The organism is Streptomyces sp. NPDC050439 (assembly GCF_040655335.1).
In the GTDB taxonomy this organism is placed as follows: Bacteria; Actinomycetota; Actinomycetes; order Streptomycetales; family Streptomycetaceae; genus Streptomyces.
Genome location: NZ_JBFAJT010000002.1, coordinates 1,182,997 through 1,197,875, shown reverse-complemented (window position 1 = coordinate 1,197,875; position 14,879 = coordinate 1,182,997). Strand labels below are relative to the sequence as shown.

At 71.9% G+C, this 14,879-nt stretch carries 13 protein-coding genes; 3 read left to right on the top strand and 10 right to left on the bottom strand.

Features of this window, described 5'->3' with window-relative positions; translation table 11 throughout:
* Positions 1–117 precede the first annotated feature (117 nt).
* Together AB0I66_RS12410 and AB0I66_RS12405 are read left to right on the top strand one after the other, a co-directional pair.
* Positions 118–1,281 carry a sensor histidine kinase gene (locus AB0I66_RS12410; RefSeq protein WP_363207704.1) on the top strand — a complete coding sequence of 388 codons (1,164 nt, stop codon included), beginning with the start codon at positions 118–120 and terminating at the stop codon, positions 1,279–1,281.
* The gene (locus AB0I66_RS12405; protein WP_363207703.1) at positions 1,278–1,958 is read left to right on the top strand and encodes a response regulator transcription factor; all 681 of its coding nucleotides are present in this window, start codon (positions 1,278–1,280) and stop codon (positions 1,956–1,958) included. The genes AB0I66_RS12410 and AB0I66_RS12405 overlap by 4 nt, the downstream gene beginning before the upstream one ends.
* Positions 1,959–1,985: 27 nt before the next feature.
* Here the strand turns inward: AB0I66_RS12405 and AB0I66_RS12400 are convergent, their stop codons facing one another.
* A complete protein-coding gene (locus tag AB0I66_RS12400; protein WP_363207702.1) occupies positions 1,986–2,885 on the bottom strand; it encodes a hypothetical protein in 900 nt (299 codons plus the stop codon).
* A 139-nt stretch (positions 2,886–3,024) separates the two neighbouring features.
* Here AB0I66_RS12400 and fes point away from each other — a divergent pair, with 139 nt between their 5' ends.
* On the top strand, positions 3,025–4,320 hold the full coding sequence (fes, locus tag AB0I66_RS12395; RefSeq protein WP_363207701.1) for an enterochelin esterase: 1,296 nt from the start codon (positions 3,025–3,027) through the stop codon (positions 4,318–4,320).
* Between the two features lie 100 nt (positions 4,321–4,420).
* On the opposite strand, the gene AB0I66_RS12390 is transcribed toward fes, so the two are convergent.
* From AB0I66_RS12390 to AB0I66_RS12350, 9 genes are all read right to left on the bottom strand, one after another.
* A complete protein-coding gene (locus AB0I66_RS12390) occupies positions 4,421–5,044 on the bottom strand; it encodes a 4'-phosphopantetheinyl transferase superfamily protein (RefSeq protein WP_363207700.1) in 624 nt (207 codons plus the stop codon).
* Complete coding sequence (locus tag AB0I66_RS12385; RefSeq protein ID WP_363207699.1) at positions 5,041–5,247, bottom strand: MbtH family NRPS accessory protein; 207 nt, start codon at positions 5,245–5,247, stop codon at positions 5,041–5,043. The genes AB0I66_RS12390 and AB0I66_RS12385 overlap by 4 nt, the downstream gene beginning before the upstream one ends.
* Entirely contained in the window at positions 5,244–9,173 is a 3,930-nt protein-coding gene (locus tag AB0I66_RS12380) for an amino acid adenylation domain-containing protein (protein WP_363207698.1), read from the bottom strand. Before AB0I66_RS12380 ends, AB0I66_RS12385 begins: the two co-directional genes overlap by 4 nt.
* A complete protein-coding gene (locus AB0I66_RS12375; RefSeq protein WP_160508472.1) occupies positions 9,170–9,400 on the bottom strand; it encodes a phosphopantetheine-binding protein in 231 nt (76 codons plus the stop codon). The genes AB0I66_RS12380 and AB0I66_RS12375 overlap by 4 nt, the downstream gene beginning before the upstream one ends.
* 1 nt (position 9,401) lies before the next feature.
* Positions 9,402–10,034: an isochorismatase family protein gene (locus AB0I66_RS12370; protein ID WP_363207697.1), complete on the bottom strand. Its 633-nt coding sequence runs from the start codon at positions 10,032–10,034 to the stop codon at positions 9,402–9,404.
* 86 nt (positions 10,035–10,120) lie between these two features.
* The gene (locus AB0I66_RS12365) at positions 10,121–11,746 is read right to left on the bottom strand and encodes a (2,3-dihydroxybenzoyl)adenylate synthase (protein WP_363207695.1); all 1,626 of its coding nucleotides are present in this window, start codon (positions 11,744–11,746) and stop codon (positions 10,121–10,123) included.
* On the bottom strand, positions 11,743–12,963 hold the full coding sequence (gene dhbC / locus AB0I66_RS12360) for an isochorismate synthase DhbC (protein WP_363207694.1): 1,221 nt from the start codon (positions 12,961–12,963) through the stop codon (positions 11,743–11,745). Before dhbC ends, AB0I66_RS12365 begins: the two co-directional genes overlap by 4 nt.
* Before the next feature lie 39 nt (positions 12,964–13,002).
* Complete coding sequence (locus AB0I66_RS12355; RefSeq protein WP_363207693.1) at positions 13,003–13,806, bottom strand: 2,3-dihydro-2,3-dihydroxybenzoate dehydrogenase; 804 nt, start codon at positions 13,804–13,806, stop codon at positions 13,003–13,005.
* A complete protein-coding gene (locus AB0I66_RS12350; RefSeq protein WP_363207692.1) occupies positions 13,803–14,786 on the bottom strand; it encodes an iron-siderophore ABC transporter substrate-binding protein in 984 nt (327 codons plus the stop codon). The genes AB0I66_RS12355 and AB0I66_RS12350 overlap by 4 nt, the downstream gene beginning before the upstream one ends.
* Positions 14,787–14,879 lie beyond the last annotated feature (93 nt).

Genomic DNA, 14,879 nt, shown 5'->3' with positions numbered 1-14,879 from the left:
AACCGCGTGACGGACCGACGTGACGCGGGGGCGCCTGTGCGGGACACGGGGCGGCCCTGCGCCCGTCGGGGCGCCGCGTGGCCGACGATGGCTCAAGACCCCTGATCGGAGAACTCGATGCTCACCAGCTGGCAGCGCCACGCGGAGGCCCACCCCCGCGTCGCCGACGCGGCCGTGGCGCTGCTGCTGTTCGGCGTCTCCTTCTCCGGCAGCATGCTCAGCACCACCAATCCCTCCGACCGGCCCGCGTGGTGGGCAGGGGTGCTGGCCTCGGCCGTCGGGTGCACGGCCCTGCTGTGGCAGCGCAGCCGCCCCCGCACCGTCGTCGCCGTGACCACGGTCTGCGCCATGGGCACGAGCGCGATGGGCTTCCTGCTCACGCCCCTGCTCCTGGGCCCGGTCATGGTGGCGCTCTACTGGCTGGCCGTCGGCAGCGGCCGCAGGGTCACCCGGGGGTACACGCTGGCCGTGGCCGTCCTGGTGGGTGGCACGGCCCTGTTCGCGGACACCGTCAACCACTCGCTGCTGCTCAAGACGCTCAACCCCATCGCGTGGATTCTCCTGTCGGCGATGTTCGGCAACGGCGTCCAGCTGCGCCGTGCCTACGTGGAGTCCCTGCAGGCCCGTGCCGCGCACGCCGAACGCATGCGCATCGCCCGGGAGTTGCACGACGTCGTCGCGCATCACATGACCCTGGCCAACGCCCAGGCCGGTACGGCCGCGCACCTCGCGGCCACCCACCCCGACCAGGCCAGGCAAATCCTCACCGACCTCACGGGCACCACCGCGACGGCGCTGCGGGAGCTCAAGGCCACCGTGGGGCTGCTGCGCCAGGCGAGCGACACCGACACCCCCCTGGAGCCGGCCCCCGGGCTCACCCGGCTCGCCGACCTCACCGCGTCGTTCGCCTCCACCGGACTCAAGGTCATCGTCACCACGGAGGGCGAGCCGCAGCCGCTCTCGGCGGCGGTCGATCTGACAGCATTCCGGATCGTGCAGGAAGCGCTCACCAACGTCAGCAAACACGCCCGCACGGAGACGGCGTACGTCCACCTGACCCACGCCGCCGACGGCCTGACCCTCAAGGTCACCGACGACGGACACCAAGCGGCGTCCGCCACGCCCGCCGGAGGACACGGCTTCGGGCTCATAGGCATGCGGGAACGCGCCCACTCCGTCGGCGGTCACCTGTACGCCGGTCATCGCCCCGAAGGCGGTTTCGAAGTCACCGCCCACCTGCCGCCGCACCCCGAGAACACGGAAGAGAACCGCACCACATGACCCTCCGCGTCCTGCTTGCCGACGACCAGGCCCTCCTCCGGGCGACCTTCCGCATCCTGATCGACTCCTGCGACGACATGGAGGTGGTCGCCGAGGCCACCGACGGCGAGGAAGCCCTCGAACTCACCCACACCCACCGCCCCGACCTCGCCCTCATGGACATCCGCATGCCGGGCACGGACGGCCTCGCCGCGACCGCCCGGATCTGCTCCGACCCGGAGCTCGCCGCCACCCGCGTCCTCATCCTCACGACCTTCGAGACCGACGAGTACGTCGCCCAGGCCCTGCGTGCCGGAGCGAGCGGATTCCTCGGCAAGGACGTGGGCGTCGACGAACTCCTCGGCGCGATCCGCACCGTGGTCGCGGGCGATTCGCTGCTCTCCCCGTCGGCCACGCGCGCCCTCATCACCCGCTTCCTCGCCACCCCCGACCCCGGCGGTCACCTGGTGCCGCCCGAGAGCCTCGCCGCGCTCACCGCCCGCGAGCGGGAAGTGATGGCTCTGGTCGCCGAGGGGAAGTCCAACGCCGAGATCGCCGACGCGCTCTTCGTCAGCCCGCTGACCGTACGCACGCACGTCCAGCGCGCGATGACCAAGCTCGATGCCCGTGACCGTGCCCAACTGGTCGTCATCGCCTACCAGTCGGGCCTCGTCCGCCCCGCCCCGCCCCTGTGCTGAGTGGTCAGGGCCTCCTGAGCCGGCCCCTCACTTCTTGAGGCCCTCCATCGCCGCGCGCGTGTCGGACTTGAGCATCTCCTCGACCTCCGAAGCGGTCGGCGGCTCGGACTTGTCGTCCGCGCCGCCGTAGTAACTCCAGCGCGTCTCGATGGTGAACCAGCCCTCTCGCACGGCGAGCGTCATGCCGTTGAGGTCGTCACCGCTCGTGCCGCTGGTGCTGCTCGTGCCGCTCCTGTCGGTCACCAGGTACGCCTCGTCGCCGATGCCGCTGACGGCCTTGGTCTTGTAGGTGTACGTCTTCTGCGACTGGTCCTCGTAGGCCTTCTGCTCGGAGGCGAACTCGCCCTTCGGGTCGGTGGCCTTGTGCCAGCGGGCGGTCGAGTAGACGTAGATGCTCGAGTACGAGTCGGCGTCGGCCTTCGGGTCCTTGAGCTTGCGGCTGCAGTAGCTCTGGTCGAACCCCTTCTGCCGTGTGCCGTAGTTGGTGGTCGAGGTGGAGTCCGAGTCGATCTCGTACTTCTCCTTGAAGGCGTCGAGGGGGGAGACGTCGCAGAGGTCCTTCGCGTACTGGTATCCGGCGAGGTCCGCCTTGGCGTCGTCGCTGTCGCCGCCGGTGGAGCCGAGGTTGCCGGTGGCGAAGAGGGCTCCCGCCCACAGGGCTGACGCGACCACGACACCGCCGATGCCCCACACCCAGCCGGGCGTGGGCTTGCGCGGGCCCGCCGGGGGCGCGGGAGGTGCGGGCGGCTGGCCATAAGGGCCCGGCTGCTGGCCGTACGGACCCGGCGGCTGGCCGTAGGGCTGGGGCGAACCGTGGGGCGGCACCGCGCCCGGGGGCTGCTGGTACGGATTCGGCGGGGTCTGCTGGTAGGGATTGGGTTGGGCGGGCTGATTGGGTTGGTTGGGCTGGGGATTCGGTATCGACATAGGCGGCAATGTACCGCTGGCCTCCGGGCCGGTGGACGTGGCCCGGCCCAGGTCGTCCCGGGGAGGACCGGCTGAAGTAAGGTCACCCTTAGTCTTGGTCCTGGCAATGCACACGCAGTGAACCCCCGGAGGCTCCCTCATGCCGCTCACCGCTCCTCCCACCGGGGCGACCCGTCGGCCGCCCCGCATCCCGCGGCCGCGGCCGGTCGAGCGTGCGGTCAGCGCGTGGGTGGGGCAGGCCGTGGAGCGGGGCGGTGACTTCTGGGGCGCCGTGCGGGCGGCGGGCGGGGCGCCGGTCGTCGAGCCCGATTCGCGGGGTGACGACGAGTACCGGGTGGTCACCTTCCTGTGGCGCGGTACGGACGTGACCCGCGCCGTTCTCGTCATGCCGAACAAGATCGTCGACCCGCGCGACATGGCACCCAACCTGATGGAAAAGGTGCCCGGCACGGACATCTGGCACTGGTCGATCCGGATGCGGACGGACTGGCGGGCGACGTACAGCCTGTGCGTGGACGAGGGGGACGGGCCCGCGGCCGACGACCCCGGATACTGGCCCTGGCTGCGGCAGCAGCAGCGAACCGACCCGCTCAACTCCCTTACGCTCACCCGGCGTTGGGGTGGTGAGCCGGTCTCGTGCGTCGAGCTGCCGCAGGCGCCGGCAGGTGACGACTGGCGGCGTCGTGACGGCGTCGCGCGCGGCACCGTCAGCACGTACACCGTCCGTAGCGAAGTCCTCGGCAACGAACGCCGGGTGCATCTGTACGAGCCGCCTGGTGGCGGGCGCGATCTGCCCGTCCTCGTGCTCATGGACGGCGAGATGTGGCAGCCGGGCCTGGATGTCGCGGCCCTCCTGGACAACCTCATCGCCGACGGCCGTATCCCGCCCCTGGCCGCGCTGCTGCCCGAATCCCTGAGCGCCGACCAGCGCTGGGACGAGCTCGCCTGCAACGAACGGTTCATCGGATTCCTCCAGTCCGAACTGCTGCCCTGGGCGGGCGAGCGCGTCTCCCTGACCGCCGATCCGGCGCGGACCGTGGTCGCGGGGCAGAGCCTCGGCGGCCTCACCGCCGCGTACGCCGGAGTGATCGCGCCGGGGCGGTTCGGCCGCGTTCTGGCTCAGTCGGGGTCCTTCTGGTGGCCGGACGGCCCCGACCTCGAACGCTCCGAGTGGCTGACCGGCCGCATCGCCGAGAGCGAGAAGCTGCCCGTCCGCTTCTGGCTCTCCGCCGGCGAGCAGGAGTGGGTCGCGCTCCCCGCGATGCGCAGGCTGCGCGCCACCTTGCGGGAGAAGGGCTACGAGGACGCCGTGTACCGCGAGTTCAACGGCGGGCACGACTACCTGTGCTGGCGCACGGAACTCGCGGACGGGCTGATCGGGCTGCTGGGCTCGGAGTCCGGTGGGGAGCCCTCGGCGGAGACCGCTGCCGCGTAACTCTCGGGGCTGGGCGGGCGTCCAGTGTGGTCCTGTCCCGGGGCGGTGGGGCCTGTTTCCTTTGGGCAGGCCTCCTTGCGCGTACTGCCTGCTGGGGGACTCAGGGCGTCTGGGAGTCCGCGATGGCGACTGCTGCCGCGTAGCCCTCGGGGGCTGCCACGTCTTGTAGCGTCCAGCCTTGGACGGCGAGGGGTGTGGGGCCTGTGCCCGCCAGGAGTGAGGTCATTCCGCCGCCGGCGAGGCCCTCGCCTGTTCCCTTGAGGCAGGCCTCCTTGCGTGTCCAGCAGCGGGCGAAGGCCAAGGGGCGGTCCGTCGGGGGGAGTTCGGCCAGCTCTGTTTGTTCCTGGGGGTGCAGGGATGTCACCACGTCTGCCATCGTGCTCGCGGGCGGGAGTCTCTCCACGTCGGCGCCGACCGGGCGGTCCGCGAAGGCGAGCAGGGCCAGGCCCTCCGTGTGGGAGAGGGAGAAGTGCGGGCCCACTCCGCCGGCCACCGCGGGGCGGCCGTGCGGACCACCGCAGAGCGGGCACGGCAGCCGTACCAGCTCCACCGCCGCCGGGTCGACGGAGAGGTACACGCCGAGCCGCACGCGCAGCGCCGTGTGCGCCGCCGCGTAGAGCTCCCGGTCCGCGGGGCGACGCAACGCCGCCGCCCGGCGCCGCTCCTCCGCGTCGAGGAGCGACACGTCGAGCGGGGCCGGGCGGACCAGTTGGATCTCCGTCACGCGGGTGGATCCTGGAGGCGGGCGACGCAACGGCCGTACGTCTCGGGGCCGTACACCGTGGTCCACCCCTCGGGCGCGGCCCGGAAGACCGGCCACAGGGAGTACTCGCCGAGCGCGTTCTCCAGGATCAAGTGGGTCGGCTCGGTGTCGGTGGCGGTGCCGCCGGGGGAGAGCGGGTCGAAGGGGCCGGGTGTCGTCGTCATGCGTGGTCCAGCTCCTTGAGGCGTGCGGCGAGGGCTGCGCAGACCTCGTCGAGGCGGCGCGGCTGGGTCAGTTCGGGGTGCAGGCAGTCCACGTCGTGGTTGTGGATCGAACCGGTGACGTACGGCGCCCAGGCCTCCCTCGTCAGCCAGTCCTCGGCGCGCGGCGCGGCCGCCGTGAAGAACAGGGCGTCGCCGTCGAAGGGACGGTGGTCGTGCTCGCGCATCAGGCGGGCGTTGTTGACCACGATGTCCAGGACCGCCGACAGGGTCCGGTCGGGCAGTCCTGCCAATGCGCTGCCCTCGCGCTGCAGCGTCGCCAGGACGTCCTCGCGGGTCATCTCGTCCGTACGGTCGTAGCCGGCCATCCGCAGCAGCGCCGCCAGTGCGTCCGCCTCCTCCGGGACCACGGCGTCGCGCCACTGGTCGGAGGGGTAGGCGTCGAGCAGTGCGAGCAACTCGACCTCCTCGCCCGCCTCTTGGAGGAGTACGGCGACCGTGTGGGCCAGAACGCCGCCGACCGACCAGCCGAGCAGCCGGTAGGGACCGTGCGGCCGAACCGTGCGCAGCGCCTCGACGTACTCGGCCGCCATCTCCTCCATCGTGGAGGGCAGGTCGCCCTCGCCGTGCAGACCTTGCAGACCATGCAAGCCCCGCGCCTGAAGGCCGTACACCGGCTGTCCGGGGTCGAGCCTTGAGAGCAGGCCCGAGTAGCACCAGCTCATGCCGCCCGCCGGGTGGAAGGCGAACAGCGGGGCGCGGTCACCGCCCGCGCGCAGCGGGAGCAGCACGTCCAGGGAGTGGTCGGCCTCGCCGCGGTCCGCGTCCAGGAGGGCGGCCAGCGCCGCCGGGGTCTGCGCCTGGAAGAGCGTGCCGATGGTGAGCTCGGCGCCCAGCGTGTCGCGCACCCTGGCGACCAGGCGGGCCGCGAGGAGCGAGGTCCCGCCCAGGTCGAAGAAGGCGTCGTCCACGCCCAGTTGAGGCACACCGAGGATCTCGGCGAAGAGCCGCGTGAGCGTCTCCTCGCGGTGACCGCTCGGAACCCGGCCGCCATCGCCCGACCCCTCGAAGGCGGGGGCGGGCAGGGCGCGCCGGTCCAGCTTGCCGTTCGGGCTGAGCGGGAAGTCGTCCAGGACCAGGATCGCGCCCGGCACCATGTAGTCGGGCAGCGTGCGGGCGAGCCGGGCGCGCAGCTCCTCGGGGTCTGGGGCGGGGGCGGGGGCAGGGCCGGGGACGGCTCCGGTCTCGGAAGGCGTCACGTACCCGACGAGCCGCTGGTCGCCCGGCCGGTCCTCGCGCACCAGGACGCTTGCCGCGCCCACGGACGAATCGGCCGCCAACTCGGCCTCGATCTCGCCCAGTTCGATGCGCAGACCGCGCAGCTTCACCTGATGGTCGGTGCGGCCCAGGTACTCGATCTCGCCGTGCTCGGTCCAGCGCGCCAGGTCACCCGTGCGGTACATTCGGGTGCCGGGCGGGCCGTAGGGGTCGGCGACGAAACGCGACGCGGTCAGTTCGGGCCGCCCCAGGTACTCGGCCGCCAGCTGGGTCCCGGCCAGGTACAACTCGCCCTGGATGCCGGGCGGGCACGGCTGGAGCGCCGCGTCCAGGACGTACAGCCGGGTGTTCCAGACGGGCTTGCCGATCGGCACCGGGCCCGTCGCGTCGGTGGCGCACGGGTGGTACGTCACGTCGACGGCGGCCTCGGTCGGCCCGTACAGATTGTGCAGCGGCACACCGTCGAGCACGCGCCCGAACTCCCGCACCGTCTCGCGCGGCAGCGCCTCACCGCTGCAGAAGACGTGCCGCAGGCCCGCGCAGTCCGCGGCGGCGGGCTCGGACAGGAACACCTGGAGCATCGACGGCACGAAGTGGCAGACGGTGACGGCCTGTTCGCGGATGACACGCGCGAGGTACGCCGGGTCCTTGTGGCCGCCGGGCTCGGCGACGACGAGCGTCGCGCCCACCCGCAGGGCCCAGAAGAACTCCCACACGGACACGTCGAAACCGGACGGCGTCTTCTGCAACACCCGGTCACCGGAGCCGAGTTCGTAGGTGGCCTGCATCCAGCGAAGCCGGTTGTCGATCGCCGAGTGCGGCACGACGACGCCCTTGGGGCGGCCGGTCGAACCGGACGTGTAGATCACGTAGGCGGGGTGGTGCGGGGTGAGCGCGCGCGGCGGGTCGTACGTGCCGTAGGGCGACGTGTCCAGGCTGTCCAGGGCGACGAGCGGGACGCCCGACGTGGGCACCCGGTCGGCGCGGTCGGCGATCACGCAGGCAGGGCCGGCGTCGTCCAGCATGTACGCGAGGCGGTCCGCCGGATAGTCCGGGTCCAGCGGAAGGTAGGCGCCGCCCGCCTTCAGCACGGCCAGGAGCGTGATCACCAGGTCCAGGGAACGGGGCACGGCGACCGCCGCGAGCGCGCCCGGACGCACACCGGCCTCGATGAGGTGGTGCGCGAGGCGGTTGGCGCGGGCGTTCAGCTCCGCGTAGGTGAGCTCCTGGTCGCCGAAGACCAGGGCGGTGGCGTCCGGCGTGCGGACCGCCTGGGCCTCGATCGGGCCGATCAGCGTGGTGGGCGGCACCGGGTGCGCGGTGGCGTTGAACTCCTCGGTCACCAGGGAGAGTTCAACGCGGCGGGCGATCGTGTGCTCGGCCAGCGGGGTGTGCGGACCCGCCTCCGCGAGGCGCTCCAGGAGTTCCATGAACCGCGCCTGGTGGACGCCGAGTTCGTCCGGCTCGTACAGGGCGGGGTTGCCGTCGTAGTCGATGCGCAGGCCGCTGCCGTCGGCCCGGTCGTAGACGTTGACCGTGAGGTCGTCGACCGGGCCCGCCGACAGGTTGTGGGCGTCGGTGCGGGCGCCCGCGAAGGTCAGTCCGTAGTCGAACGGCATGACATTGATCAGCGGTCCGACCAGGGACCGGCCCTCGCCGAGGAGGCCCAGGTCGCGGCGGATGTCCTCGTAGCGGTAACGCTGGTGGCGGCGGGCGGCGCGGATGCCGAGCACCACCTGGCGGGTCAGTTCCGCGAAGGTGGCCTGCGGGGTCACGGTGAGCCGCAGCGGCAGCACGTTCATCACCATGCCGGGCACGCGAAGGGCCACCGAGCCCATGCGGCCCATCATCGGCAGGCCGAGCACCACCTCGGCGGAGCCGGTGGCCCGCGAGACGTACAGGGCCTGCGCGGCGACGAGCACCTCGGGCCAGGTCGCCCGCATCGAGGACGCCGACTCGCGCAGCCGCGAGGTCGCCTCGGGGGAGAGGCGGGCGCTGCGGCGGTGGAAGGTGCGCGAGGGCAGCGCGGTGCGCCCGGCCAGGTTGGGGGCGGCGGGGCGATCGGCGAAGGCGCCGTCCCAGTGGCGGCGATCCGTCTCGAAGGTCTCCGAGGCGCGGTAGGCGGTGTCCTCGGCGACCAGGTCCTCGAGCCGCCCGAAGGGGCTCTCGCCGGGCTCCTCGCCCGCGGCGAGCGCGGTGTAGATCTCGGCGGTGCGGCGGGCGAGCAGCGAGTACCCGAAGCCGTCCATCACGATGTGGTGCACCCGCTGGTACCAGAGCCAGCGCTCGTCGCCGACGCGGAACAGCGCGTGCGCGAACAGCGGCCCGGCCGCCAGGTCGAACGGCGTGGCCAGGTCCTCGCGCATCCATGCCTGCGCCTCGGCGTCCGGGTCGGACGCGGCGCGCAGGTCGCGCACCTTCAGCGGAAGCGTCGGGTCGACCACCTCCAACTGGCTCGGCCCGTCGGCCCCTTCGATGATCCTCACGCGCAGCGCGTCGGCCTCGGACACGACCTGACGCAGCGTCTGCGCGAACAGCGACGGGTCGATGAGGCCGTGGATCTCCAGGCACTCGGCCGTGTTCTGGGCCGGGCTGCCGGGGTCGAGTGCCTGCGCGAACCACATGCCCGACTGGGCAGCGGTGAGCCTCATGCCGAGGCTCCCAGGAGCGGCGCCCAGGCCTCGATGGCGGGCTGCTCGGCCAGGTCCACGAAGGTGGCCGTGATGTCGTGCTCGCGGCGCCAGCGCTCGATGAGCGACATGATGCGCACCGAGTCCAGGCCGTAGTCGACGAGGTTCTCGTCGACGGGGATGTCGGCCGGGTCCTCGCCCAGGACGTCGGCGACGTCGGCCCGTATGAGTTCCACGCTGAGCGCCATGTCAGATCCCCTTCAGAACCGCGTCGGTGGTGGTGACGACCGCGCATCGTCCGGCCGCGTAGCGCAGGGCCATGTCGTGGTCCTCGCGGGAGAAGTCGGCCACGGCGTCCGCGACGACGAATGCCTGCACGTCACGCATCCAGGCGTCGCAGGCCGTCATCAGGACGCCGATGTGCGCGTACACGCCGACGATGACGATCTGGTCCCGGCCCGCCTCGCGCATGCGCTCCTCGAGGTCGGTGCGGACGTACGCGCTGTACTTCCACTTCGTGAGCACGGTGTCGCCGGGCTCCGGCGCTACCGGGCCCGCGATGGCCTTCGCGTGCTCGTCGTCGGGCAGCCCGGGACCCCAGAAGTCCTGCTGCAGTCCGCGCTCGGCCGGCGACTGACCGCCGGGCTGCGCGGAGTACAGGACGGGAATGCCGGCCGCGCGCGCCGACTTAGCCAACTCGCCGACGTTCGCAAGAAGTTCGGTGGTCGGCGAAGTGTCCGGGGTGTACGCGGTCAGGAAGTGGTTCTGCAGGTCATGGACGAGCAGCACCGCCCGCTGCGGGTCGATGGTCCAGGCGACCCGGTTGTCGGGCAGTTCGTCGGACGAGGGCATCGGGTACGGCGTGACGGCGGGGAGCGCCATGGTGGGGCCTTTCGGGAAACTCAGGAAAGCTGGTGGATCGGGGCCGCCCCGGGCAGAGGTCAGCTGCCCGGGGCCGATGGCGGAGGTCAGCTGCCAGGAGCCGCGGCGGTCGTCCGCTGGTCCTTCTTGCTGATCTTGCCGATGCCGGTCTGCGGGAAGGCGGTCACGAACTTGACCCGGTCGGGCACCTTGTATGCGGCGAGACCGCGCTCCCGTACGAATTTCTTGATGACGACGGGCTTCATCGGTTCGGCGTCCGCACGCAGGATGACGTACGCGAGGGTCCGCTCGCCCAGGTACTCGTCGGGGACGGCGACGACCGACACGTCATGGACGTGCGGGTGGGCGAGGATGATGTTCTCGACCTCCTCCGGCGCGATCTTCTCGCCGCCGCGGTTGATCTGGTCCTTCGCCCGGCCCTCCACCACCAGATGCCCGGTGGGGGTGCGGCTCACGATGTCGCCGGTGCGGTAGAAGCCGTCGGCGGTGAACGAACGGGCGTTGTGGTCGGGCGCCCGCCAGTAGCCGCGGATGGTGTACGGGCCACGGGTCAGCAGATGGCCCGCCTCGCCCTCCGGCACGTCCTGGTCGAGGTCGTCGACGATGCGGATCTCGTCGTCCGGGGAGATCGGACGGCCCTGCGTGGTGACGACGGTCTCCGCCGGGTCGTCCAGACGCGTGTAGTTGACCAGGCCCTCGGCCATGCCGAAGACCTGCTGGAGGGTGCAGCCGAGCGCGGGGGCGACCCGGCGCGCGGCCGACTCGCTGAACTTCGCGCCGCCCACCAGGAGCACTTCGAGGCTGGAGATGTCGTACGGCGTGGTGCGCCCCGCGTCCGTCCACACCAGGGCGAGCGGCGGCACGAGACCGGTGATCGTCACCCGTTCCCGCTCGATGAGCGGGAACGCGGTGTCCGGGTCGGGCTGCGGGCACATCACGACACGGCCGCCCGCGTACAGCAGACCGAGTGAACCGGGCGAGGAGAGGGGGAAGTTGTGGGCCGCGGGCAGCGCCACGAGGTAGACGGAGTCCGCCGTCACCCCGCAGAGCTCGTTCGAGCCCCACAGCGAGTACATGTAGTCGTCATGGGTGCGGGGGATCAGCTTGGGCACGCCGGTGCTGCCGCCCGACAGCTGGAGGAACGCGAGGTCGGACGGTTCGGGTCCGTCGAGCTCGACCGGCTCGAACGGCACGTCGGCGAGCGCGGTGTGCTCGCCCGGGTCGCCGACCACGAACACGTCGCGCAGGGTGGGTACTTCGGCACGTACCTTGGACGCCAGGTCACGGTGGTCGAAGCCGCCGACCTTGTCGGGGATGACGTAGGCGACGGCCTCGGTGAACTCGCAGAAGTAGTGGATCTCCGTCTCGCGGTGTGCGGGCAGCGCGAAGACCGGCAGTGCGCCGATCCGGAAGAGCGCGAAGATCACCTCGAAGAACTCGGCGACGTTCGGCAGCTGGACGACGACCCGGTCACCCTTGGTGATGCCGCGCGCGGCAAAGCCTGCGGCCAACTGGTCCGCGCGCACGTCGAGTTCGCCGTACGTCCAGTTGCGGTCCCCGTCGGTGATCGCGACCCGGGCGGGGTGCGCGTCGGCGCGCTCGCGGAGCATGCCGCCGAACGTCTCGCCGCGCCAGTACCCGGCGGCGCGGTACCGCTCGGCGAAGACCTCGGGGATGCGCGGCGCGTCTCTGCGGCTGTCTGCCGTCGTCATCGGTCGACCCCCACCGCGTCCAGGAACGTACGGAACTTGGCGCCCGTCTCGGCGCGTTCGGCCTCCGGCGACGAGTCGGCCACGACGCCCGCGCCCGCGAAGAGCCGCAGCCGTCCGCTGCCGTCCGCCGTCTCCTCGGACTCCGCGCAGCGGATCGTGACGACCCACTCGCCGTCGCCGCGCGCGTCGCTCCAGCCCACCATGCCGGTGTAGTGACCGCGGCCGAAGGGCTCCAGCTCGCCGATCACGTCACGGGCGTGCCCGGTCGGGGTGCCGCACACGGCCGGGGTCGGGTGCAGGGCGGTGGCCAACTCCAGGGCGGAGGTCGCCGGTTCGGCGAGTTCGCCGGTGACGGTCGTCGACAGGTGCCACATGGTGGCGGTGCGGACCAGCGTGGGCCGCTCCGGCACGTCCAGGTCGGTGCAGAACGGGGCGAGGGCCTTGTGCACGGCGTCCACGACGACGGCGTGCTCGTGCAGGTCCTTCGCCGATTCGAGCAGCGCGGCGGCCCGGCGCACGTCCTCGGCCAGGTCCGCCGAGCGGGGCGTCGAACCGGCCAGCGGGTTGGCGGTCAGGCGGTTGCCGTGCCGGGAGACGAGCAGCTCCGGGCTCGCGCCGAGCAGGGTGCGGCCCGCGCCCGTGGGCACGGCGAAGGAGTAACCGCGCGGGTCGCGGCGTGCCAGGCGCTGCAGCATCGCGGGCAGGTCGAGCGGTCCGTCCGTGGACAGCTCCAGGGTGCGGGCGAGGACGACCTTGTCGAACTCGCCGCTCTTCATGCGGGCCACGGCGGCCTCGACCGACGCGGCGTACTCCTCGCCGGAGGGAACCTCGCGCACCTGCCAGCCGCCTGCCGTGGCAGGCGGCGGCGTGGGCAGCGCCACGAGCGGGTCCGTGCGCAGCGCGGGCGCCCAGCGTGCCGCTTCGGGCACCGTGAGCACGGCGGGCTCGGCGGGGTCGAACGGAATGGAGCCCACCACGATCGGCGCCTGGTTGCCGGCGCGCCGCTGCGCGTCCAGGGTGGCGGCGACCCGCTCCGTCAACGGCCGCTCGTCGTGGGGGACTTCGGCGGCGGTGCCGTGGGCGAGGAGGGTGCGGGTGGGCGACGCGAAGAACCGGGTGTCGCCGGGTCGGTAGGCGTCGAGCAGTGCGGTCGCCGCGCCGACGGCCCCGGGGGTGGTGGGGGCGGCGACTGCGACCACGTCGTTGGGGGGTGTCACGGATGACTCCTCGTCAAGTAGGGGAGGGCGGCGCGGCTTTCAGGCGCGCAGGGTGGCGCCGCCGTCCACGTACAGGTCGTGCAGGGTGATGTGCCTGGCCCGGTCGGAGACCAGGAAGGCGACCGCTTCGGCGATGTCGGTGGGGTCGGCGATCCGGCCGAGCGGAATGCCGACCCGGTACGAGGCGGGGTCGCCGTCGATGACCCGGGCCTCGGCCTGCTCGTGGTCGCCGGTCCACAGCTGCCGCTGCATGTCGGTGTGGGTGGAACCCGGCGACACGACGTTGCAGCGCACGCCGTCGCGGGCGACCTCGAGACCGAGGCATTTGGTGAACATCGTGGCGGCGGCCTTGGACGCGGCGTACGCGGCCATCTGGGTGCGGGGCACCCCGGCGGCGTTCGAGCCGACCGTCACGATGGCGCCCTTGCCCCGGGCGGTCATGCGGCGGGCCGCGGCGCGCGAGGTGTGGAAGACGCCGTTCGTGTTGACGGCGAAGGTCTCCGCCCAGTCGGTGTCGGTGAGTTCGACGACCGGGGCGGGCCGCAGGATGCCCGCCACGTTCACGAGGATGTCCAACGGCCCCACGGTGCGCTCGACTTCGTCGAACGCGGCGTCCACGGCGGCCGCGTCGGTGACGTCGAGGACCATGCCGGTGACGCTGCCGCCGCCCGCGGGCCGCCCCGCGGCGTCCTGTTCCTTGACGTCGGGCGACCGGTCGGCGGCGACGACCCGCGCGCCGCGCTCGGCGAGCGCGCGGGCCACTGCCTGTCCGATGCCCCGGCCCGCACCGGTGACCAGAGCCACCCGGCCCGCGAGCTCGGGGTCGGTTATGCCGGAAGTCACTTGCCCATCGCCTTCTCGACGTCCTGGAGGACGGAGACGGCGGCCTGCGCGCCACCGAGGCTGGTCCACTTCGAGCCGTCGATCTCGGTCGTGTGGTCCTTCTTGACCGCGTCGAGCTGCTTGTACGCGGCCTTGCCCTTCAGCTCCTTGAAGAGGTCGGCGTCAGGACCGGCCGACGCGAGGGTGCCGATGAACAGCCAGTCGCCGTCGATCTGCTTGAGGTCCTCGTCGCTGAGCGGCGTCGAGTGGCCCTCGCCCTTCTTGTTCTGGATGCCGGGCCGCTTGAAGCCGAGGTCCTTCAGGACGTCGGAGATGAACACGCCCTGCTGCATGACGGCGGTGCCCTTGGCGGAGTAGCGCGCCACGGAGACGCTGGCGCCCTTGTTGTCGCCCAGGTTCTTCTGCACGGCGGCGGCCTTGGTGTCGTAGTCCTTGAGGAACGCGCTCGCCTCGTTGGACTTGCCGAGCACCTCGCCGGTGATCTCCAGGGACTTCTTCCAGTCCTTGGTCCTGTCGATCGTGACGACCGTCGGGGCTATCGCCTTCAGCTGCTTGAGGACCTGCTGGTCGGCGAGCTGGCCCGCGAGGATGACGTCCGGCTTGGCCTGCAGCACCTTCTCGATGTCGGGTCCGGTGACCGCGCCCACCACCGGGATGCCCTTGGCCTGGTCGGCCAGATACTCGGGGGCGCCCTTCTGGCCTCTGCCCGCGGACAGGCCGACGGGCTTGACCTTGAGGGCGAGGGCGGAGTCCAGGTCCATCTCGCTCAGCGCGATGACCTTCTTGGGATTGGCCGGAACCTTTACCTCCGCACCGGAGGCGTCGGTGACGGTGACGTCCTTCGCCGCGTTTTTGGCGTTGCTGCTGGAGTCGGAGTCGTCGGACGAGTCCGAACCGCAGGCGGAAAGGGTGAGCGCGGAGGCCAGAGTGAGGGCCGCAACCGCGGTCAGCCGGGTACGCGGGGAGTGGTTCGAGGACATGTCCGTGATCTCCATGCTTCAGTTGCCCGGCGGTCAGTCCGGACATAAGGGTTATTCCTGGCCGTGTCGGGGCATGACGAATTACCCCTGAAA